Here is a 19,432-nt window from a genome sequence, read left to right on the forward strand (position 1 = left end):
GCTTCGCGTCGACCTCTCCCGCAAGCGGGAGAGGTGAAACTAACGCGTCACTTCTTGGTCTTGCCGAGATCCTTGACCGCCTCGAAGGTGGCGAACTCGACATTGTACAGCTCGCCGTCGACCTTCTCGACCTTGCGGATGTAGATGTTCTGCACGATGTCGCGGGTTTCAGGGTCGATCGAGATCGGACCGCGCGGGCTCTCCCACTTCTGGCCCTTCATGGCTTCGATCAGCTTGTCGCCGTTGGTATCGCCGCCGGTCTTCTTCAGCGCTTCGTAGATCAGGTGGATGCCGTCATAGCCGCCCACCGCCATGAAGCCCGGACGATTGCCGAACGCCTTCTTGTAGGCGGCGACGAAATCCTTGTTCATCTGCGAAGGGTGCGCCGCGGAGTAGAGGTGCGCGGTGACCGTGCCGAGCACGGCGTCGCCCATGTTGTTGAGCAGGTCGTCGTCGGTGACGTCGCCGGGCCCGATCACCTTGATGCCGGCCTTGTCGAGGCCGCGCTCGGCATACTGCTTCATGAAGTTGCCGCCCTGGCCGGCCGGCACGAACACGAAGATCGCGTCCGGCTTGGCGTCTTTCATGCGCTGCAGGAACGGTGCGAAGTCGGGGTTCTGCAGAGGAACCTTGACCTCTTCGACCACCTCGCCGCCGCCGGCCGTGAAGTGCTGTTTGAAGAAGTTGAGAGCGTCATTGCCCGGCGCGTAGTCCGAGGTCAGCGTCGCCACCTTCTTGATGCCGTTCTTCGCCGCCCAGTCGCCGATGATGGTCGAGGACTGCGCCAGCGTGAAGCTGGTGCGTACGATATAGGGCGAGCGCTCGGTGATGATCGAGGTGCCGGCCGCCATGACGATTTCCGGAATCTTGGCCTGCGTTGCCAGCGGCGCCGCCGCAAGTGCGGCGGGCGTCACGCCGAAGCCGGCGATGAAGTTGACCTTGTCGTTGACGATCAGCTCCTGCGCGGCGGTCTTGGTCTTGTCCGGGATCGCGGCATCGTCCTTGAGGATGATCTCGATCTTCTTGCCGGCGACGGTGTCGCCCTTCTGCTGCATATAGAGCTTGATCGCGTTCTCGATCTGCTTGCCGGTCGAGGCCTGGCCGCCTGTCATCGGCAGGATCAGGCCGATCTTGACGCTGTCCTGAGCCTTCGCAGGCGCGACGGCCGCGAGGCTTGCGATGGCGACCGCTACGGCGGTCCGCGAAAGAATCTTGCGTTCGAACATCAGATGTCCCTCCCCTTCATTCCTGCTCTTTGCCCTGGACCGAGTGCCCGGCCCTTGCCTCAAACTTTGCCGACGCGCGAGCAATCATCGCTGGCCACATGGGCGTCTTTCGCGCCAACCTTGTCAATCGGACGTTTGGCGACTATTCGGCGAGCCCTGCGTTCCGGTGACTCACCGGCCGAAGCGGCGCCCCGGGTTACGTCGGGTTTCCCCGAAGCAACTCGCCCACCAATCATTTGTACGAATGTACAAAGAAAATGGACTTGTCAACGAGAACCCCGCCGCCGACCCACGCCATGTTGTCGCGAGCGTCGCATGGCAGTCTAGAACCGGCAGGGATCGCAGGCATGGAGGATTTCGTCTTTCGCTTGCAGAATATGTACATCCGCGCGCCCTGGCTTCCCGCATCTCGGTAATAAATTACCTATCTCGAATAAGTCTATTTTACCTTGTTGAAGGCTAAGCTTCTGCCCTGCCGGCCCGGGCTGGCGTCCACTGACCGACTGCGCGCCCATACAATGTCCAAGACTTTTCGTTCCGCCCTCGTCCTCGCTGCGCTCGCTGCGGGACTGTCCGGCTGCGGGACGGTCAACGAAAAACTCTCCGCCGGCATGGGCGACTATGTCCCGCAATGGGCCGGCGGCCTGCCGGCCGATGCCCCGCCGCGACCGGGCACACCGCAATACGACGCCTACATGAAGGAACGCGAACGCAAGCGGCTGATGCCGGCGGCGGATCGCGAGAAGGAAGAGCAGGCGCAGAAGGGCGCGACGGGAACGACGTCGGCCAGCACGGTGCGCTGAGGGGCCGAACGGCGAATTGGGAGTGGCGAATATCGTCCCTTTTCTATCCGCCACTCGCTATTCGCTAGTCGACAAACACCACGGTCTTGCGACCGTTGAGGATGACGCGGTCGTCGAGATGGTAGCGGATCGCGCGGGCGAGCACGCGACGCTCGATATCGCGGCCCTTGCGGACGAGATCCTCGGGCGTGTCGCGATGACTGATGCGCTCGACGTCCTGGTCGATGATCGGGCCTTCGTCGAGATCGCGCGTGACGTAATGCGCGGTGGCTCCGATCAGCTTGACGCCGCGCTCATGGGCCTGGTGATAGGGCTTTGCGCCCTTGAAGCCCGGCAGGAACGAGTGGTGGATGTTGATGCAGCGACCCGAAAGCTTGGCCGAGAGATCATCGGACAGGATCTGCATGTAGCGGGCGAGCACGACGAGATCGGTCTTCGTCTTGCCGACGAGGTCGATGATCTGTGCCTCCTGCTCGCGCTTGGTCTCCTTGGTCACCGGCAGGTGGTGGAAAGGGATGCCGCCGAAATCGAGCCCGGCATAGACCTCCCGCGGATGGTTGGAGACGATCGCAGTCAGCGTCATCGGCAACTCGCCGGTGCGCCAGCGATAGAGGATGTCGACCAGGCAATGGTCGGACTTCGACACCAGCAGCATCACCTTGCGATGCGCGGCGCGGTCGCGCATCTGCCATTCCATGCCGAAGCGCTCGGCGATCGCGGCAAAGCCGGTCTGCAGCGCCGACAGTTCCACGGCAAGATCGGCTGCGGTGAACACCACCCGCATGAAGAACTTCTTGGTCTCGACGTCGTCGAACTGCTGGGCGTCGAGAATGTTCTGTCCATTGTGGGCGAGAAACGTCGACACCGCCGAGACGATGCCGGGCCGATCCGGACAGGACAAGGTCAGAACATATTGATGGTCGGGCATGTTGATGGACGGGCTTGGCTCTTGATGAAGGTTTGTGCAGCGGAACGACCCCGCGACCTGCACCCTGCTCTAGCACCGACCCCGCCCTTGCGCCAATCCCAAGACGATCCCAAGACAATCCCAAGACTTGCTTCGACATCATGCGCGGAGTCAGGATGAACAGACGATTGCGATTACGGAGAATCCCATGGCCGACCGCCTGAACGGCTACCGCATCCTGATCCTGGAAACGCGCGAGGAGGCGCAGTTTTCCAAGCTGCTGGCCGAGCAAGGCGCCGAGGTCGTGCAATGCCCGATGTTCACCATCCACGACGCGCCGGACCCGGCCCCGGTCGAGGCCTGGATCCGCCGCGCCATCGACAAGCCGCTTGACGATCTCGTGCTGATGACCGGCGAAGGCCTGCGGCGGATCATGAAGCTTGCCCGCGCCCGCGGGATCGACGCCGACTTTGTCGCGGCGCTCGCCAAGGCGCGGACATTCACCCGCGGCCCAAAGCCCGGCAAGGCGCTGCGCGAGATCGGGCTGGAACCGCAGCAGACGACGGAGAAACCGACCACCGAGGGCGTGATCGAGATGCTGGGCAAGCTCGACCTCAGGGGACGGCGCCTCGGCCTGCAGCTCTATCCGGACAAGGACCATAGCGCGCTGACCGGCGCGCTGGCCGCACAAGGCGCCGCGGTCGATACGGTGCTGCCCTATGTCTACGATTCCAAGGCAGCGGATACCAACATCATCGCCGCCGTCGACGACATGGCCGCAGGTCGGATCGACGCCCTCGCGCTCACCAATCTCGGCCAGGTCCGCCGACTGATCGAGGCCGCGAAGGCGCATGGCAGCGAGGCCAAGCTGCGCGCCGGCCTCGAACGGACGCTGATCGCGTCGGTCGGTCCGGCGGTCTCCGGCGAGCTCGCCGCCCACGGCCTGCGCACCGACGTTTCGCCGGCGGAGGAAGCGTACTTCATGCGACCGCTCATCTCGGCGATGGCCTCAGCCCTGGCGCAGCGGAAGCCGAGAGCCGCGGCGAGGTAAGAGCCGAACGCGGGGGCGGCCTGCGGCAGCTGCGATTGACACGAGCATCGCTGGCGCTAGCTTGCGAGCAAGAAGAAACCACACGGGCTGGGAAATCGCCGTGATACGAGCCATCGCGCCTTGAGCAGAGCCGCACGACCTTCCGCGCTCGCGCCGTTCCGCATTCGCAACTATCGTTTTCAATGGCCGTCGGATCTGCTCACCTCCTGGGCGTTCGAGGTCGAGACGCTCGTGCTCGGCTGGTACATCCTGGTCGAGACCGGCTCGGTGCTGCTGCTCACCGTGCTTGCCTCGCTCCAGTTCGTCGGGACATTGGTCGCGCCGGTGTTCGGCATGATCGGCGATCGCATGGGCCATCGCGATCTGCTGATCGTGATGCGTCTTGCCTATACGGTGCTCTCGTCAACCATCATGGTCCTGGCGCTGACCGGTCATCTGTCGCCGCTGAGCGTCATGATCATCGTCGCGATCATGGGTTTGATTCGTCCCTCCGATCTCGGCGTCCGGGGCGCGCTGCTCGCCGAGATCATGCCGGCCGAGCAGCTGGTTGGCGCCATCAGCGTTGCACGCACCACCCAGGACAGCGCGCGCATCGCCGGCGCGTTGACCGGCGCCGGGTTGTTCGCCGTCCTCGGCATCGGCCTCGTCTATGTGGCGATCGCCTGCCTGTATCTGGCGGCCGCGCTTCTCATGCTCTGCCTGACCCGACCGAAGAGAACCGTCGTCACGAGCGATCTTCCGGCCAACAGCCACGCGGTGTCGCGACTGCTGGGCGAGCTCAAGGAGGGAATCGTCTACGCCTGGAATGGCCCGGGAATGCGCGCGGCGCTGTGCGTGGCGTTCCTGGCCAATCTCACCGCATTTCCCTTCACCGGCGGGCTATTGCCCTACATCGCCCGCGACATCTTTCATACCGACCAGACCGGCCTCGGTTACCTCTCGGCGAGCTTCGCAATCGGCTCGCTGATCGGTTCCATCACGCTCAGCCTCGTCGGCGGACTGCGCATTGCCCGGCTGCTGATCGGCGCGACGCTGGCCTGGTACGCCATGCTGCTGGTGTTCGTCGAAGTCAGGACCATGCCGGTGGCGATGGCCTGCCTCGTTCTCGCCGGTATCGCCCAGAGCATGTCGATGATCTCGGCAGCCGTGATCCTGATGCGGTCGGCCAGTGCCCATCTTCGCGGCCGCGTGATGGGCGTGCGCATGATGGTGATCTACGGCCTGCCGATCGGATTGCTCGCGGCCGGCAGCATGATCGACGTCATCGGCTATTCCGCAACCGGCTCGCTCTATGCCTCCGCGGGCTTCATCACGATGCTGGCGATCGCGATCCGCTGGCGCGCCGATCTCTGGCCGGTGCACGCGCCCGCCAACGCGCGATGAGGTCGCGTTAGTCCCCGTAGCCGCGCAGCCGCTCGATATCGAGGATGGTGACGCCGCCATATTCTAGTCGCAGCAGCCCCTCCTTCTCCAGCCGGTTCAGCGCGCGGTTGGCGTTCTGGCGGGACATGCCGGAGAGCGCGCCGATCTCCTCCTGGGTGATCTCCAGATGCGCGGTCGATTCCGGATAGAGGATCGGGTTGAACAGTGAGGCGATGCTGCGGGCAAGGCGCGCGGTCGCATCGAGGGTCCGATTGACCTCGAGCATGCCGATGAACTGGCCGAGCCGCTCGTTGAGCTGGCGCACCAGAAAGCGGTTGAAGCCGACGCTGTTCTCGAACAGCCACATGAAGGCGCTGCGTTCCATCAGCGCGACGCGGCTGTCGCGCAGCGCAACCACGTCATAGCGGCGCGGCTCGTTCTTGAGCACGCTGCCCTCGCCGAACCAGGCCCCTGCCGTCAGCCCGGCCAGGCTCGTCTCCTTGCCGTCCCGCGAGACCCCGCCCATGCGGGCAAGACCGCTGACCATGCCGGCCCAATAGGCGAAGATGTCGCCTCGCATGAACACGGTCTCGCCGGTGCCGTAGGACCGCTCGGTGATACCGGCGCGCGCGACCTCGATCTCCGCTTGCGTGAGCTCGCGCGACCAGGCGGCGACGCGCTTCAGATGATCTTCTGAAATCATGATCTCGCGAACAGCCGCACCGTTTCGTCACTCCACCTTCTGTTGCATTGCAACATGATTATGACGACTGCCACCCGACGAAAGATGAAGGCCGCTGCCGCCCGGCAAACTTTGTCGCAGAATTGTCAGCCGGGAGACATTTCAAAATAGCGCTTTCCCCTATTGAGGACCACCTCGGCGATGCGGCTCTTGATCCCTGACGGGAACGAGAGTGGCGCGGGCTCCGGTCGAGACCATCTGCTGCATGGCCTCACCGGCACCACCGTACTAGGATCGCCGGACAGAACGGACGAAGAGCGCGGCTAAAAAGCGCCATCACCGGGAGGGTTTCGTTTGGTGGCTACCAGTCTTGAAGTGCGCGGCGTGTCCTTGCGATTCGGCGGCGTCCGTGCGCTGACCGATGTCAGTTTCGCCATCAAGGACGGCGAGCTGTTCTCGATCATCGGCCCCAATGGCGCCGGCAAGACCTCGATCGTGAACTGTATTTCCGGTCGCTACAAGCCGACTGAAGGCCAGCTCTTCTATGGAGACCGCGACATCACCGGCTTGACGCCGAATGCCCGGGCCTCGCTCGGCATCGGCCGCACCTTCCAGAATCTCGCCCTGTTCCACCACATGAGTGTGCTCGACAACATCATGGTCGGCCGCCATCACCTCCTGAAGAACAATTTCCTGACGGGCTCGCTGTACTGGCTCACCGGCGCGCGCAAGGAGGAGCTCGAGCACCGCCGCAAGGTGGAGGAAATCATCGACTTCCTCGATCTGCAGTCGGTGCGCAAAGCCACCGCCGGCACCCTCCCCTACGGCCTGCGCAAGCGCGTGGAGCTCGCCCGCGCCATGGCGCTGGAGCCGCGCCTCATCCTCCTCGACGAGCCGATGGCCGGCATGAACTTCGAGGAGAAGGAGGACATGGCCCGCTACATCGTCGACCTCAACGAGGAGTTTGGGATGACGGTGGTGATGATCGAGCACGACATGGGCGTGGTGATGGACATCTCCCATCGCGTGATGGTGCTGGATTTCGGCAAGAAGATCGCCGAAGGCGACCCCGCGACGGTGCTCGCCGATCCTCACGTCAAGCGTGCCTATCTCGGCGAGGAGGACGAAGTGCTGGTCGATCCCGACGATGCACCGCCTGCGCAGGAGAGCGCGGCATGATGGATTACGCAGGCCGCGTCGCGCAGGCCGACACCTATCCCAAGATGCTCCGGCTCAACGCCAAGGAGCACGGCAACGAAATCGCGCTGCGGGAGAAGGATCTCGGGCTCTGGCGGCTATTCACCTGGAACGACTATCAGGCCCGCGTGCGCGACTTCGCGCTCGGTCTCGTCGAAATGGGCCTTGGCCGCGGCGATGTCATCGGCATCATCGGCGACAACCGGCCGGACTGGGTCGCGGCGGAAGTCGCGACGCACGCCATCGGCGGCCTCAGCCTCGGGCTTTATCGCGACGTGCTCGACGAGGAGGCCTCCTATCTTCTCAATTATGGTGAGGCGCAGCTCGTCTTCGCCGAGGACGAGGAGCAGGTCGACAAGCTGCTCACCCTCGCCGACCGCGCACCGAAGCTGAAGCACATCATCTATTCCGATCCGCGAGGGATGCGGAAATACGACGACCCGCGCCTGATGTCGGCGGAGGCGTTTGCCGAGCTCGGCCGGGCACGTGCCGCGCGCGAGCCGGAGCTCTATGACCGCCTCGTGGATGCCACCAATGGCGAGGATGTCGCGATCCTCTGCACGACGTCGGGCACCACGTCTCATCCCAAGCTGGCGATGCTCGCCGCCGGCCGGGTGCTCGGTCATTGCGCGACCTATCTCGCCTTCGATCCGAAAGGGCCGGACGACGAATACGTCTCGGTGCTGCCGCTGCCATGGATCATGGAGCAGGTCTACGTGCTCGGCAAAGGCCTGTTGTGCCGCATGAAGATCAACTTCGTCGAAGAGCCCGACACCATGATGAACGATCTGCGCGAGATCGCGCCGACGTTCGTCTTGTTTGCCCCCCGCGTCTGGGAATCCATCGCCGCCGACGTCCGGGCCAAGGTGATGGACGCCACGCCTCTCAAGCAGCGCCTGTTCGACCTCGGCATGAAGAGCGGCCTCGCCGCGCTCGAACAGGGCAAACGCTCCGCCCTTGCCGACGCGATCCTGTTTCGCGCGCTGCGCGACCGCCTCGGCTTCACCCGCCTGCGCTCGGCCGCGACCGGCGGCGCGGCGCTCGGCCCCGAGACCTTCAAGTTCTTCCAGGCGATGGGCGTGCCGCTGCGCACGCTCTACGGCCAGACCGAGCTGCTCGGGGCCTATACGCTGCATCCCGAAGGCAAGGTCGATCCCGACACGACCGGCGTGCCGATGGCCGACAATGTCGAGATCCGCATCGACAATCCCGACGTCCACGGCGTCGGCGAGATCGTGGTTCGGCATCCCAACATGTTCCTGGGCTACTACAAGAATCCGGAAGCGAGCGTCGCCGACATCAAGGACGGCTGGATGTGCTCCGGCGATGCCGGCTATTTCAACGCCAACAACCAGCTCGTCGTCATCGACCGCATCAAGGATCTCGCCGAGACCTCGCGCGGCGAGCGTTTCTCGCCGCAATTCATCGAGAACAAGCTGAAATTCTCGCCCTATATCGCCGAAGCCGTGGTGCTGGGCGCCGGCCGCGACGCGCTCGCGGCGATGATCTGCATCCGCTACTCGATCATCTCGAAATGGGCGGAGAAGAACCGCCTCTCCTTCACCACCTACACCGACCTCGCCTCGCGGCCCGAGGTCTACGCGTTGCTGCACAAGGAGGTCGAGACCGTCAACGCCACGCTGCCGCCGGCCCAGCGCATCTCGCGCTTCCTGCTGCTCTACAAGGAGCTGGACGCCGACGACGGCGAGCTCACCCGCACCAGGAAAGTGCGCCGCAGCGTCATCAACGAGAAGTACGCCGGCATCATCGACGCGATCTACCGCGGCGATTCCGACATTCCCGTCGACACCGTGATCCGCTTCCAGGACGGCACCACACAGCGGGTACGGACGACATTGCGAGTGGTGGACCTCGGGATGCACGGGCACATGGCGGAGGCGGCGGAGTGAAGCAGTTCCCAGTCGCGAGCGGTACTGCTCTTCGCCTCTCCCCGCTTGCGGCAGAGCAATCGCATATGCCGTCCGTCATTGCGAGCACAGCGAAGCAATCCGGACTGCATGCGCAGAAAGACCCTGGATTGCTCCGCTGCGCTCGCAATGACGATGCCGGTGCAGCAGGAAATCATAAATGAACACCGCCTTCCTCATCCAGCTTCTGGTTAACGGCCTCGTGGTCGGCACGCTCTATGGCGTGGTCGCGATGTCGTTCGTGCTGATCTACAAGGCGACGCAGGTCGTCAATTTCGCGCAAGGCGAGCTGCTGCTGGTCGGAGCCTGGGTGTGCTGGGCGCTGCTGGCGAAGTACCAGGTGCCGTTCTGGATCGGCATGCCTATGACGCTGGTGTTCATGTTCGTGTTCGGCATCGCGGTCCAGGTCCTGATCCTGCGGCCGATGATCGGCGAGCCCATCATATCCGTCATCATGGTGACGATCGGCCTCTCCACCGTGCTGCAAGCGACGCTAAAATGGATGTTCGGCGTCAATCCGCAGCCGTTCCCGCGCGTGTTCGAGAGCCAGTCGGTCAGCCTGCTCGGGCTGCAGATCCAGACCGTCTATGTCATGAGCCTGGTGGTCTCCGTCGCCATGATGATCGGCATGGCCTGGTTCTTCCGTGCTTCGAAGTACGGCCTGGCGATGCGCGCCACCGCGTTCAACCAGCAGGTCGCGCAATCGCTTGGCATTTCCGTCAAGAGCGTGTTCGCGATGGCCTGGGCGATCTCGGCGACGGTCTCGGCGGTCGCGGGTGTGGTCGTCGCGGTCGTGAACGGCGTGTCGTCGGGTCTTGCCGCCTACGGCATCAAGGTCTTTCCGGCGGCGATCCTCGGCGGGCTCGACTCCGTCGGCGGCGCCGTGCTCGGCGGCATCATCATCGGCCTGCTCGAGAACGTCGCGCAATATGTCGACAGCGAGTATCTGCACTGGGGCAATCTCTACGAGATCGCGCCGTTCTACGTCCTCATCATCGTGCTGATGATCAAGCCTTACGGATTGTTCGGCACCCACGACATCGAACGGATCTGACCCATGGCCGGCCCTGCCCTCATTCCTGCTGGTGATTTCCGCACCTCCTATGCGGCCGACACCACGATCTTCCCGACCGCCACCAGCCGCAACTTCGCCATCGTGGGCGTCGCGCTGCTGTGCTTCGCGCCGCAATTCTTCAGCGGATACTGGCTCAGCATCCTGATCCAGATCGGAATCTTCTCGATCGCCGCGCTCGGCCTCAACATCCTGGTCGGCTTCACCGGCCAGATCTCGATCGGGCACGCCGCCTTCTTCCTGCTCGGCGCCTTCACCTCGGCCTATATCTCCAACAACGCGCCGATCCCGGTGTTCTTCGCCATCCCGCTTGCGGGAATCGTCACCGCGCTGGTCGGCCTGATCTTCGGCATCCCGGCGGCGCGGCTGAAGGGCCTCTATCTCGTCATCGCGACGCTGGCCGCGCAGTACATCCTGCTCGACTTCTTCTCGCGCGCCGAATGGTTTTCCGGCGGCTCGGTGCCGGCGAGCGCCGCGCCTTTCTCGATCTTCGGCTATACGTTGCGCGGCGACCGACAATATTTCTACGTCGTTCTGGCGTATGTGCTCGTGAGCTACATCCTCGTCACCAATCTGATGCGCACGCGGGACGGCCGCGCGCTGGTGGCGATCCGCGACCATTATCTCTCCGCCGAGATCATGGGCATCAACCTGACGAAATACCGCACGCTGTCGTTCGGGCTCGCCGCCTTCTTCGCCGGCATCGCCGGCGCGCTCTACGCGCACTACCAGCTCGTGGTGTCGCAGGAAGGTTTCGGCATCGAGCGCTCGATCCTGTTCCTCGCCATGATCATCATCGGCGGCACCGGCTCGGTCATGGGCACGCTGATGGGCACAGCCTTCGTGGTGCTGCTGCCGGAATCGATGGAGTGGCTGAGCCATCATCTGAAGGGCGGCGCGATCGACCAGGCGCTGTCACTCAACACCAACATCACCTTCCTGCGCGAGATCGCGATCGGGGTGATCATCATCGCGTTCCTGATGTTCGAGCCTGACGGGCTCGCGCATCGCTGGCGGCAGATCAAGGCGTACTGGAAACTCTACCCGTTCTCACATTGAGCGCGGACCACTTCACTTAAACAATAAACAGGAGGAACCGACCATGACCATGAAGTCCCTTTTGAGCACCGCATCGCTCGCGATCGCGATCGCCGCATTTTCGACCGGCGCGCAGGCGCAGATCGCGATCGGACACCTCGCCGACTATTCCGGCGGCACCTCCGACGTCGGCACGCCCTTCGGCCAGGCCGTCGCCGACACCTTCGGCTGGGTCAACAAGAACGGCGGCGTCGGCGGCAAGCAGCTCAACCTCGACACCAACGACTATGGCTATCAGGTGCCGCGCGCCATCGCGCTCTACAAGAAGTGGTCGGCGCCGGACACCAAGGTCGCCGCGATCATGGGCTGGGGCACCGCCGACACCGAAGCGCTGACCGGCTTCCTCGCCCAGGACAAGATCCCCGACATGTCCGGCTCCTATGCCGCCGCACTCACCGATCCCGGAGGCATCAGCGGCAAGGCCAAGCCCGCGCCCTACAACTTCTTCTATGGCCCGAGCTATTCGGACGCGCTGCGCGCAATGCTGATGTGGGCCGCCGAGGATTGGAAGGCCAAGGGCAAATCCGGCAAGCCGAAATTCGTGCACATGGGGGCCAACCATCCCTATCCGAACGCGCCGAAGGCCGCCGGGGAAGCGATGGCGCAGGAGCTCGGCTTCGAGGTGCTGCCGCCTCTGGTCTTTGCGCTCGCACCGGGCGACTACAGCGCGCAGTGCCTGAGCCTGAAATCCTCGGGCGCCAACTACGCCTATCTCGGCAATACCGCCGCCTCGAACATCTCGGTGATGAAGGCCTGCAAGACTGCCGGCGTCGAAATTCAGTTCCTCGGCAACGTCTGGGGCATGGACGAGAACGCTGCGAAGACCGCGGGCGACGCCGCCAACGGCGTGATCTTCCCCTTGCGCACGGCGGTGAGTTGGGGCGGCGATGCGCCCGGCATGAAGACGGTGATGGAAATCTCCAAGATGTCCGACCCGACCGGCAAGGTCTATCGCCCGGTGCACTACGTCGCGGCCGTCTGCTCCGCGATGTACATGAAGGAAGCGATCGATTGGGCCGCAAAGAACGGCGGCGCCACCGGCGAGAACGTCGCCAAGGGCTTCTACCAGAAGAAGGATTGGGTGCCGGCCGGAATGGAAGGCGTCTGCAATCCCTCGACCTGGACCGACAAGGACCATCGCGGCACGCTGAAGGTCGATCTCTATCGCACCAAGATCTCGGGCGCGACCGACGGCGACCTCAACGATCTCATGGCCAAGGGCACGATCAAGCTCGAGAAGGTCAAGACCGTCGAGCTGCCGCGCAAGCCGGAATTGCTGGGCTGGTGAGCCGAGCATTTGCCGAACCCAGGACTGTCATCCCCCGCGAAGGCGGGGGATCCAGTACGCCGCGGCCTTTCGGGGGAACGTCAGGCGTCTCTGGAATACTGGGTCACCCGCCCTCGCGGGTGACGACACCGAGAAAGTAGCTGATCATGAGTGAAACGGCCGAGATCGAGCGTCCCTCCCCCAGCATCGTAGCCGCGCCTCCACTCCTCGCCGTGCGCAACATCGAGGTGGTCTATGACGACGTCATCCTGGTGCTGCGCGGCCTCAGCCTCGACGTGCCCAAGGGCGCGATCGTGGCGCTGCTCGGCGCCAACGGCGCCGGCAAGTCGACGACGCTGAAGGCGATCTCGGGGCTGCTCAAGACCGAGGACGGCGAAGTCACCCGCGGCGAGATCCTGTTCGAGGGCGAGCGCATCAACGGCATCGATCCCGACAAGATCGTCCGCCGCGGCATCTTCCAGGTGATGGAGGGCCGGCGCATCGTCGCCGACATGACGTCGCTGGAAAACCTCAAGCTCGGCGCCTTCACCCGCAGGGACCGCGAGGTCGATTCCGACCTCGACATGGTCTTCAACTATTTCCCGCGCCTGAAGGAGCGCACCGGCCTCGCCGGCTATCTCTCCGGCGGCGAGCAGCAGATGCTCGCGATCGGCCGTGCGCTGATGGCGCGCCCGAAGATGATCCTGATGGACGAGCCCTCGATGGGCCTGTCGCCGCTGCTGGTGAAGGAGGTGTTCTCGATCATCCAGAAGATCAACCGCGACCTCGGCGTCACCATCCTTCTGGTGGAGCAGAACGCACGCGCCGCGCTGTCGGTGGCGAGCCACGGCTACATCATGGAGCAGGGCAAGGTCGTGCTCGACGGCAGTGCCGACGAATTGCGCGACAACGAGGACGTCAAGGAATTCTATCTCGGCGGCGCCGGCGACCAGCGCAAGAGCTTCAAGAACCTCAAGAGCTTCAAGCGGCGCAAGCGCTGGCTGTGATCCACAAGAAGCCTAGCCCAGCACCTGCTCCGCTTCCGTGACCGCGCAGAGAACATGATAGAACGACGACGCAGGAATGGTGTCGATCAGCGATTTGCCGTCGCGATCGAACTGGTCGTACCAGCCGCCCTTCACGGGATGGCTGAGATAATGCCGTTCGAGCCGCACCAGCGCCGCGCGGGCCTCGTCCGCCGCCCCTGCCTCACCCGACTCGGCTTGCGCGATCCACGCCTTCGCAATCTCGGTCTGCGGCCACAGCCGGCGCGTGCTGCGGCGAATGTTGCCGACGTCGTCGCCTTCGTCGATCAGGCAGCCCGTGGTCTCGTCGCGATAGCGCAGCGCGGTCGCCAGGAGTTCGGCGCGCCGCTGCCCGGTCGGGCAGCCCGTGATGCGCTCGAACCCCTTCAGCAGCCAGACCCATTCCGCCTGATGGCCCGGCTCGACGCTGACCGGCTGGATCTTCGACCAGTCCTCCTCGAAATACTCCGTCAGGATGCGCTTTTGCTTGTCGTAGAGATTGGCCAGGAACAGCGCGAAGAATTCGCCAGCGCGGTTCTGGAACGACAGATCGTGGGTCGCATCGAAACAGGCGATCATCGCCTCGAACAGATGCATGTGCGGGTTCTGCCTGCGCGGCAGCGAGACCGGAAGGCCTTCGTGCACGCCCCCATGCGGCGAACGGAGATGGCCGTCCAGGAAAGCGAGCAGCGCATCGATCTCGGCGCGAACCTGCGCGTCCTGGTCGAGCGCGTAGACGGTCGCGAGGGCAAACAGGATGAAGGCGTGGTCGTAGGCATCGCGGCGGCCGTCCAGCACCGTCCCGTCCGGCGTCAGCCGGTGCACAAAGCCGGGCCGGCCGTCGGGCGCCTTGGCTTTGGCCAGCAGATGTTCCAGTCCCTTCAGCGCGACTGCGCGCCCCTCAGGATACCAGCCCATCTGCGCCGCCTTGGCGTAGCAATAGATTTGCCGGGCCTGAACGAACACGCGCCGCGGCGCAGCCGCATCCGCAGTGCCGTCGCGGTGCAGCCGGTCGATGAAACCGCCGGTAGCCTGATCCCAGCCGACGGTCGACCACAGGGGCAGCGCCTCGTCGACCATGCGGAGCTTCAGGCGCGCCACGACATCCGCAGCCTCATTCGCCGCCGCAACGCTTCCCATGTCCGCCATCGGGTCCTCTCCAGGCCTCAACAATGGCGGTCTGATACCCATGCCGGTGGCGGCGCGCAACGGATGCCAACACGGAAAGAACAGCCATGACCGCCCATTACGATGCCCGCGAGACGCGCGAGCCGGCAGCCCGCGAGGCCGATCTGTTCTCCCGCCTGCCAGAGGTCTTGCGCACCGCGATGGCCGCACCGGCCTACGCCGAGCGGCTGAGGGGCCTTGATCCCGCCGCCGTGGCCTCCAGGACCGCGCTGGCCGGCCTGCCGGTGCTGCGCAAGTCGGAACTGCCCGCTTTGCACAAGGCTTCTGCGCCCTTCGGAGGCTTCGTCGCGGCGCCCCCCGGATCATTCGCCCGCCTCTTTACCTCTCCCGGGCCGATCTTCGAGCCGGAGGGACGGCAGGCCGATCCCTGGCGCGGCGCAAGGGCCCTGTTCGCGGCCGGGTTCCGGCCCGATGACATCGTCCTCAACACCTTCAGCTACCATCTCACCCCCGGCGGTTTCATCTTCGACGCGTCGGCGCGCGCGCTCGGCTGCGCCGTGATTCCCGCAGGGCCCGGCAATACCGAGCAGCAATTCGAGCTGATCGAGGCCTACCGCCCGGTCGGCTACAGCGGCACGCCGGACTTCCTCAAGATATTGCTCGATGCGGCGGCGAGCTCGGGCCGCGACGTCTCCTCGATCAAGCGTGCACTGGTTTCCGGGGCCGCGTTCCCGCCCTCGCTCCAGGCCGAGATCAAGGCGCGCGGCATCGACGCCTACCAGGCCTTTGGCACCGCCGATCTCGGCCTCATTGCGTTCGAGACCGGGGCGCGCGAGGGCATGATCGTGAACGAGGACCTGATCCTGGAGATCGTCAAGCCCGGCACCGGCGATCCCGTGGCGCCCGGCGACGTCGGCGAGATCGTGGTAACGTCGCTCGACCCGCATCATCCCTGGATCCGCCTTGCGCTCGGCGACCTCACCGCCGCTCTCCCAGGTCCGAGCAAATGCGGGCGCACCAATATGCGCATCAAGGGCTGGATGGGCCGCGCCGATCAGACCACGAAGGTCAAGGGCATGTTCGTGCGTCCCGAGCAGATCGCCGAGATCGGCAAGCGTCATTCCTCGCTCGGAAGACTGCGCCTCGTGGTGACACGACAGGACGAGACCGACGCGATGACATTGAGAGCGGAAACGGCGACCGCGAGCGAGGCGCTACGCGAGGAGATCGCCGGAACTTTGCGCGCAGTGACGAAGCTCGGTGGCGCCGTCGAACTGGTCAGCCCCGGCGCACTGCCGAACGACGGCAAGGTGATCGCGGACGAACGGTAGAGCCAACCTTGATCTCGTAACAGCGAATATTGCGAAACAACGGCCGCCTAAAAAGGGCCCACGCGCGCAAAACCTCCGTAATTCCCGGCACTTACACCCCTTTCGTTGAGCAGCAGGCGGAAAATAACAGGCAATTCCAAATCACTTGCAGGGAATTTCTGGTCCTAGATCAGGGAATTTGCAGACCCGAGCAGGGAAGCCCATCGCTCACCCGCGGGCAGGAGGAAAGTGGACTCGCGAACGCTACCCCCTGGCTCGCCAGCTCTCCACGACGGCGCGGCCCGAAGCTCCCCGTGCCGACAGCCCTTCGGTAACATCGATGCCGGCTTGCTTGTCACCGCTTTGTGACAAATTCGAGAATGCGATAGGGGCCCTCTACATTCGTCAATTGGACTCGCCCGCTACCCCCATAGCCCTCCGAATCCGCAATATCGGGTTTTGAGCGTTTACCAACGCGGCCGGCCGCGCTGCGGGGAAACGCCATCTTGAGCTAGCGTCTCCGTTCCAACCACCCCTAAGAGGAGGCGTGCCACATGGGCATTCCGTTTGATCAGCAGCAGCTCCGCGACGACCCACCCTGGCTCGTCCGGCACGACCTTCCCGCCAAGAGGGGCCGCGGTCGCCCGCCCAACCATCCTGCACTGGAGGACTTTACCCTCGAGCAGGTCGATCGGATCTATCCCTGGCTGTGCAGGCGGCTCAAGGCACGTCCCGTGGCTCAGAAGCGCACTGCTGATCATGAGGCTATCAGCGAGCGGGCATACAAGCTGTTGACCGATTGGGCGGGAGAGCGCTTTCCGAACATTAACTGGACGACTCTCCGCAACAAGCACACCTTGTGGAAGCTTCGCAGCATTTCCGAAGAAGACCGCAGGAATTCAGAGGACTTTGACGCGGAGATCGAGCGTCAGTTTCCGCAGGGTCGCACGACCCGCCATCCCTGATTTTCCGTGAGCGCATTTCAAAGCTCGGTCTGCAAAAACCTCTCCTCGGGGCAAACCCCAAGAACTCTAAAGGAGAGAACTTATGCAGATCGAGCATCTTTCAATTGACATGTTGAAGACCTACGCTGGAAATGCCCGCACCCATTCGACGAAGCAGGTCAAGCAGATCGCACAGAGCATCGAACGGTTCGGGTTTAACAATCCCATTCTGATCGATGATGATGGCCAGGTGATTGCAGGCCATGGACGTCTTGCAGCGGCGCGCCTGCTCAATCGCGAGACGGTCCCTTGTGTTCGCCTCTCGCATCTCAGCGAGACCGATAAGAGGGCCTACATTCTTGCGGACAATCGCCTTGCCGAAAAGGCAGGTTGGGACAACGAGCTCCTTGCAATCGAGCTTAAGCAGCTCGCTGACGTGGGATTCGACATCGATCTGACGGGCTTCGAAGCCGCCGAGGTCGACTGCATTATCGAAAACTTCGACGACGAAAGCGAGCAGCCGGAGAACCGGATCCCGGAGCGCGGTGAAGGTCCGCCGGTCAGCCGGCTCGGGGATATGTGGCGGCTGGGAAAGCACGTCCTTTTTTGCGGCGATGCAACCGATCGCGCGGTCTACGAAACCCTGATGGATCGCGAGCGGGCCGACTTCATTTTCACCGATCCCCCTTACAATGTTCGCATTGGCGGTAACGTATCGGGCCTGGGCGCGATCAAGCATCGCGAGTTCGCCATGGCGTCCGGAGAGATGAGCAAGGAGGAATTCACCGCATTCCTGTCAAAGACCTTCCGGCTGCTGTCCCACTACTCAACGGACGGCTCGATCCACCAGATTTGCATGGACTGGCGGCATATGAGGGAAATGTTCGAGGCAGGCGATCGGTATTACTCCGAGCTCAAGAACCTCTGCGTCTGGAACAAGACCAACGCAGGGATGGGATCGTTCTATCGCTCCAAGCATGAGCTGGTGTTCGTCTGGAAGAGCGGCTCAGCCCCACACATCAACACGTTCGAACTCGGTCAGCACGGCCGCTATCGAACCAACGTCTGGGATTACGAAGGCGCAACCACCATGAAGGCCGGTCGCCTGGAGGAGCTGAAGCTGCACCCGACGGTCAAGCCCGTGGCCATGGTGGCCGACGCCATCAAGGACTGCTCCAAGCGTGGCCAGATCGTGCTCGATCCTTTCTGCGGCAGTGGAACGATTCTGATTGCGGCGGAAAAGACCGGCCGCTGTGCCCGCGCAATCGAGCTCGACCCGGCTTACGTCGATGTCGCGGTTCGGCGTTGGGAGCAGTACACCGGAAAGAAGGCTTTGCTTTATCCCATGCAGGAGACCTTTGAGGAGCTCGCGGAGCTCCGGGCGGCTTGATCGACTCGTTTTGAAAGGCTCGCCATTTCAAGACGAGGTGCCACTCGGCGGCATCGAGTCTGCGCTGATACGCGCAGCAATTGTCGTGAGCGCCGGCTTGGATCTGAGGTGCTAGTACGCTCTGTGACCCGGCAACCCACCTCGGAAAAACCAAATGGATGACATCGACTCCACTCGCCCTCAAACGCTTGACGAAATACAGGCGCCTTATGAAGTCGGTTATAAGCGTCCGCCGCGGCATGCGAGATTTCCGAAGGGTCGATCAGGCAACCCAAAGGGGCGACCGAAGCGGCCCGAGGGGATCTTGATCCGCGACATATTTGATAGCCCTCAGACTTTAAAGGATGGACGCAAGATCTCGACACGAGAGGCATATCTGCGGCGAGTTTTGAAGGGAGCGCTTGAAGGGAATGCAACCGCGTTCCGGATCTTCCTGAAGTTGATGCACCAGGCCGGGCTTTTCCGCAAGGAGACCTCGAAGCATCCCCACATCATCTATTACGACGATCACACTCCCTCGGAATTTCCGGAGAGCTACGAGGCGTGGAAGCGAAAGAACGCAGCGGAAAAGGCAACCCAGGCCGGCACCAGCGAAGCAGTTCACGAACCCGCGAGAGAACCGGGGTCTTGCAGCCCTGAGCCCGAGATCAGGAACAGCGCTTCGACGCCCCGCCGCAAGATCTCCGTTGCGGAGGACGAAAATATGATCGCGCGATTCAAGCGGCTTGTGACCGAGCGCAAGACAATCAATCAAGATGGCCGTAGCCGCATTGTGACTTTGGCTGAACTCATTATCCTGAAGAACTGCAACGCGGCTTTGCAAAACGATACAGCAGCCTTCAGCAACATTTTCCGCTTGGCCGAACAAGGCGGCGAATTCCTCGATCGCGACGATCCTGCCAAGGTAGGTAAGCCTCTGCTCATGCCCCGCAACCGCTTCGAGACCACGGACGAACTCCTGGCCTTCTATGGCGCGAGCATCGTTGAAATGCCCAAAAAGCCTGCGAGCTAGTCGTCGACGCTCCGAACACGTTCGAGACGG

At 63.4% G+C, this 19,432-nt stretch carries 17 protein-coding genes; 13 read left to right on the forward strand and 4 right to left on the reverse strand.

Annotated elements, in window-relative coordinates:
• Positions 1 to 47: 47 nt before the first annotated feature.
• The gene (locus DCM79_RS17865; RefSeq protein ID WP_257175604.1) at positions 48 to 1,226 is read right to left on the reverse strand and encodes an ABC transporter substrate-binding protein; all 1,179 of its coding nucleotides are present in this window, start codon (positions 1,224 to 1,226) and stop codon (positions 48 to 50) included.
• A gap of 518 nt (positions 1,227 to 1,744) precedes the next feature.
• On the opposite strand from DCM79_RS17865, the gene DCM79_RS17870 reads away from it, so the two are divergent.
• Complete coding sequence (locus tag DCM79_RS17870; RefSeq protein WP_257175605.1) at positions 1,745 to 2,029, forward strand: hypothetical protein; 285 nt, start codon at positions 1,745 to 1,747, stop codon at positions 2,027 to 2,029.
• A gap of 64 nt (positions 2,030 to 2,093) precedes the next feature.
• Here DCM79_RS17870 and purU read toward each other — a convergent pair whose 3' ends face one another.
• Positions 2,094 to 2,957: a formyltetrahydrofolate deformylase gene (gene purU / locus DCM79_RS17875; protein WP_257175606.1), complete on the reverse strand. Its 864-nt coding sequence runs from the start codon at positions 2,955 to 2,957 to the stop codon at positions 2,094 to 2,096.
• A 187-nt stretch (positions 2,958 to 3,144) separates the two neighbouring features.
• On the opposite strand from purU, the gene DCM79_RS17880 reads away from it, so the two are divergent.
• Together DCM79_RS17880 and DCM79_RS17885 are read left to right on the forward strand one after the other, a co-directional pair.
• Positions 3,145 to 3,987, forward strand: a complete 843-nt coding sequence (locus tag DCM79_RS17880; RefSeq protein ID WP_257175607.1) for a uroporphyrinogen-III synthase — start codon at positions 3,145 to 3,147, stop codon at positions 3,985 to 3,987.
• A 120-nt stretch (positions 3,988 to 4,107) separates the two neighbouring features.
• On the forward strand, positions 4,108 to 5,370 hold the full coding sequence (locus DCM79_RS17885) for an MFS transporter (RefSeq protein ID WP_257175608.1): 1,263 nt from the start codon (positions 4,108 to 4,110) through the stop codon (positions 5,368 to 5,370).
• 7 nt (positions 5,371 to 5,377) lie between these two features.
• Here DCM79_RS17885 and DCM79_RS17890 read toward each other — a convergent pair whose 3' ends face one another.
• Complete coding sequence (locus DCM79_RS17890; protein WP_028137580.1) at positions 5,378 to 6,052, reverse strand: Crp/Fnr family transcriptional regulator; 675 nt, start codon at positions 6,050 to 6,052, stop codon at positions 5,378 to 5,380.
• A 336-nt stretch (positions 6,053 to 6,388) separates the two neighbouring features.
• Between DCM79_RS17890 and DCM79_RS17895 the strand changes: the two genes are divergently transcribed.
• The 6 genes from DCM79_RS17895 to DCM79_RS17920 all read left to right on the forward strand — a co-directional run bounded on the left by DCM79_RS17895 (position 6,389) and on the right by DCM79_RS17920 (position 13,600).
• Positions 6,389 to 7,210 carry an ABC transporter ATP-binding protein gene (locus DCM79_RS17895; RefSeq protein WP_257175609.1) on the forward strand — a complete coding sequence of 274 codons (822 nt, stop codon included), beginning with the start codon at positions 6,389 to 6,391 and terminating at the stop codon, positions 7,208 to 7,210.
• Positions 7,207 to 9,138 (forward strand): long-chain fatty acid--CoA ligase, encoded by a 1,932-nt coding sequence (locus DCM79_RS17900; protein WP_257175610.1) that lies wholly within the window; start codon positions 7,207 to 7,209, stop codon positions 9,136 to 9,138. Before DCM79_RS17895 ends, DCM79_RS17900 begins: the two co-directional genes overlap by 4 nt.
• Positions 9,139 to 9,316: 178 nt before the next feature.
• On the forward strand, positions 9,317 to 10,210 hold the full coding sequence (locus DCM79_RS17905) for a branched-chain amino acid ABC transporter permease (RefSeq protein WP_018317428.1): 894 nt from the start codon (positions 9,317 to 9,319) through the stop codon (positions 10,208 to 10,210).
• Positions 10,211 to 10,213: 3 nt separating this feature from the next.
• On the forward strand, positions 10,214 to 11,287 hold the full coding sequence (locus tag DCM79_RS17910; RefSeq protein WP_257175611.1) for a branched-chain amino acid ABC transporter permease: 1,074 nt from the start codon (positions 10,214 to 10,216) through the stop codon (positions 11,285 to 11,287).
• Between the two features lie 43 nt (positions 11,288 to 11,330).
• Positions 11,331 to 12,614 (forward strand): ABC transporter substrate-binding protein, encoded by a 1,284-nt coding sequence (locus DCM79_RS17915; RefSeq protein ID WP_257175612.1) that lies wholly within the window; start codon positions 11,331 to 11,333, stop codon positions 12,612 to 12,614.
• Positions 12,615 to 12,760: 146 nt separating this feature from the next.
• Positions 12,761 to 13,600: an ABC transporter ATP-binding protein gene (locus tag DCM79_RS17920; protein WP_257175613.1), complete on the forward strand. Its 840-nt coding sequence runs from the start codon at positions 12,761 to 12,763 to the stop codon at positions 13,598 to 13,600.
• A 12-nt stretch (positions 13,601 to 13,612) separates the two neighbouring features.
• Here the strand turns inward: DCM79_RS17920 and DCM79_RS17925 are convergent, their stop codons facing one another.
• On the reverse strand, positions 13,613 to 14,767 hold the full coding sequence (locus DCM79_RS17925) for an AGE family epimerase/isomerase (RefSeq protein ID WP_257175614.1): 1,155 nt from the start codon (positions 14,765 to 14,767) through the stop codon (positions 13,613 to 13,615).
• Between the two features lie 86 nt (positions 14,768 to 14,853).
• On the opposite strand from DCM79_RS17925, the gene DCM79_RS17930 reads away from it, so the two are divergent.
• The 4 genes from DCM79_RS17930 (at position 14,854) to DCM79_RS17945 (ending at position 19,402) form a co-directional block, all read left to right on the forward strand.
• On the forward strand, positions 14,854 to 16,077 hold the full coding sequence (locus DCM79_RS17930; RefSeq protein ID WP_257175615.1) for a phenylacetate--CoA ligase family protein: 1,224 nt from the start codon (positions 14,854 to 14,856) through the stop codon (positions 16,075 to 16,077).
• A 533-nt stretch (positions 16,078 to 16,610) separates the two neighbouring features.
• Positions 16,611 to 17,021, forward strand: coding sequence for a hypothetical protein (locus tag DCM79_RS17935; RefSeq protein ID WP_257175616.1), 411 nt, complete (start codon positions 16,611 to 16,613; stop codon positions 17,019 to 17,021).
• 82 nt (positions 17,022 to 17,103) lie between these two features.
• Positions 17,104 to 18,390, forward strand: a complete 1,287-nt coding sequence (locus DCM79_RS17940; protein ID WP_257175617.1) for a DNA methyltransferase — start codon at positions 17,104 to 17,106, stop codon at positions 18,388 to 18,390.
• 154 nt (positions 18,391 to 18,544) lie between these two features.
• Positions 18,545 to 19,402 carry a DUF5681 domain-containing protein gene (locus DCM79_RS17945; protein ID WP_257175618.1) on the forward strand — a complete coding sequence of 286 codons (858 nt, stop codon included), beginning with the start codon at positions 18,545 to 18,547 and terminating at the stop codon, positions 19,400 to 19,402.
• The last annotated feature ends 30 nt before the right edge of the window (positions 19,403 to 19,432 follow it).

This window comes from Bradyrhizobium sp. WBOS07 (genome assembly GCF_024585165.1).
Classification (GTDB): Bacteria; Pseudomonadota; Alphaproteobacteria; order Rhizobiales; family Xanthobacteraceae; genus Bradyrhizobium; species Bradyrhizobium japonicum_B.

What these genes read in the sequence shown, in the direction of transcription:
- DCM79_RS17935 (WP_257175616.1), top strand. Translation starts at nt 16,611, where the DNA reads ATGGGCATTCCGTTTGATCAGCAGCAGCTCCGCGACGACCCACCCTGG.
- DCM79_RS17900 (WP_257175610.1), top strand. Translation starts at nt 7,207, where the DNA reads ATGATGGATTACGCAGGCCGCGTCGCGCAGGCCGACACCTATCCCAAG.
- DCM79_RS17910 (WP_257175611.1), top strand. Translation starts at nt 10,214, where the DNA reads ATGGCCGGCCCTGCCCTCATTCCTGCTGGTGATTTCCGCACCTCCTAT.
- DCM79_RS17920 (WP_257175613.1), top strand. Translation starts at nt 12,761, where the DNA reads ATGAGTGAAACGGCCGAGATCGAGCGTCCCTCCCCCAGCATCGTAGCC.
- DCM79_RS17945 (WP_257175618.1), top strand. Translation starts at nt 18,545, where the DNA reads ATGGATGACATCGACTCCACTCGCCCTCAAACGCTTGACGAAATACAG.
- DCM79_RS17930 (WP_257175615.1), top strand. Translation starts at nt 14,854, where the DNA reads ATGACCGCCCATTACGATGCCCGCGAGACGCGCGAGCCGGCAGCCCGC.
- DCM79_RS17865 (WP_257175604.1), bottom strand. Translation starts at nt 1,226, where the DNA reads ATGTTCGAACGCAAGATTCTTTCGCGGACCGCCGTAGCGGTCGCCATC.
- DCM79_RS17905 (WP_018317428.1), top strand. Translation starts at nt 9,317, where the DNA reads ATGAACACCGCCTTCCTCATCCAGCTTCTGGTTAACGGCCTCGTGGTC.
- DCM79_RS17940 (WP_257175617.1), top strand. Translation starts at nt 17,104, where the DNA reads ATGCAGATCGAGCATCTTTCAATTGACATGTTGAAGACCTACGCTGGA.
- DCM79_RS17925 (WP_257175614.1), bottom strand. Translation starts at nt 14,767, where the DNA reads ATGGCGGACATGGGAAGCGTTGCGGCGGCGAATGAGGCTGCGGATGTC.
- DCM79_RS17915 (WP_257175612.1), top strand. Translation starts at nt 11,331, where the DNA reads ATGACCATGAAGTCCCTTTTGAGCACCGCATCGCTCGCGATCGCGATC.
- DCM79_RS17890 (WP_028137580.1), bottom strand. Translation starts at nt 6,052, where the DNA reads ATGATTTCAGAAGATCATCTGAAGCGCGTCGCCGCCTGGTCGCGCGAG.
- DCM79_RS17880 (WP_257175607.1), top strand. Translation starts at nt 3,145, where the DNA reads ATGGCCGACCGCCTGAACGGCTACCGCATCCTGATCCTGGAAACGCGC.
- DCM79_RS17870 (WP_257175605.1), top strand. Translation starts at nt 1,745, where the DNA reads ATGTCCAAGACTTTTCGTTCCGCCCTCGTCCTCGCTGCGCTCGCTGCG.
- purU (WP_257175606.1), bottom strand. Translation starts at nt 2,957, where the DNA reads ATGCCCGACCATCAATATGTTCTGACCTTGTCCTGTCCGGATCGGCCC.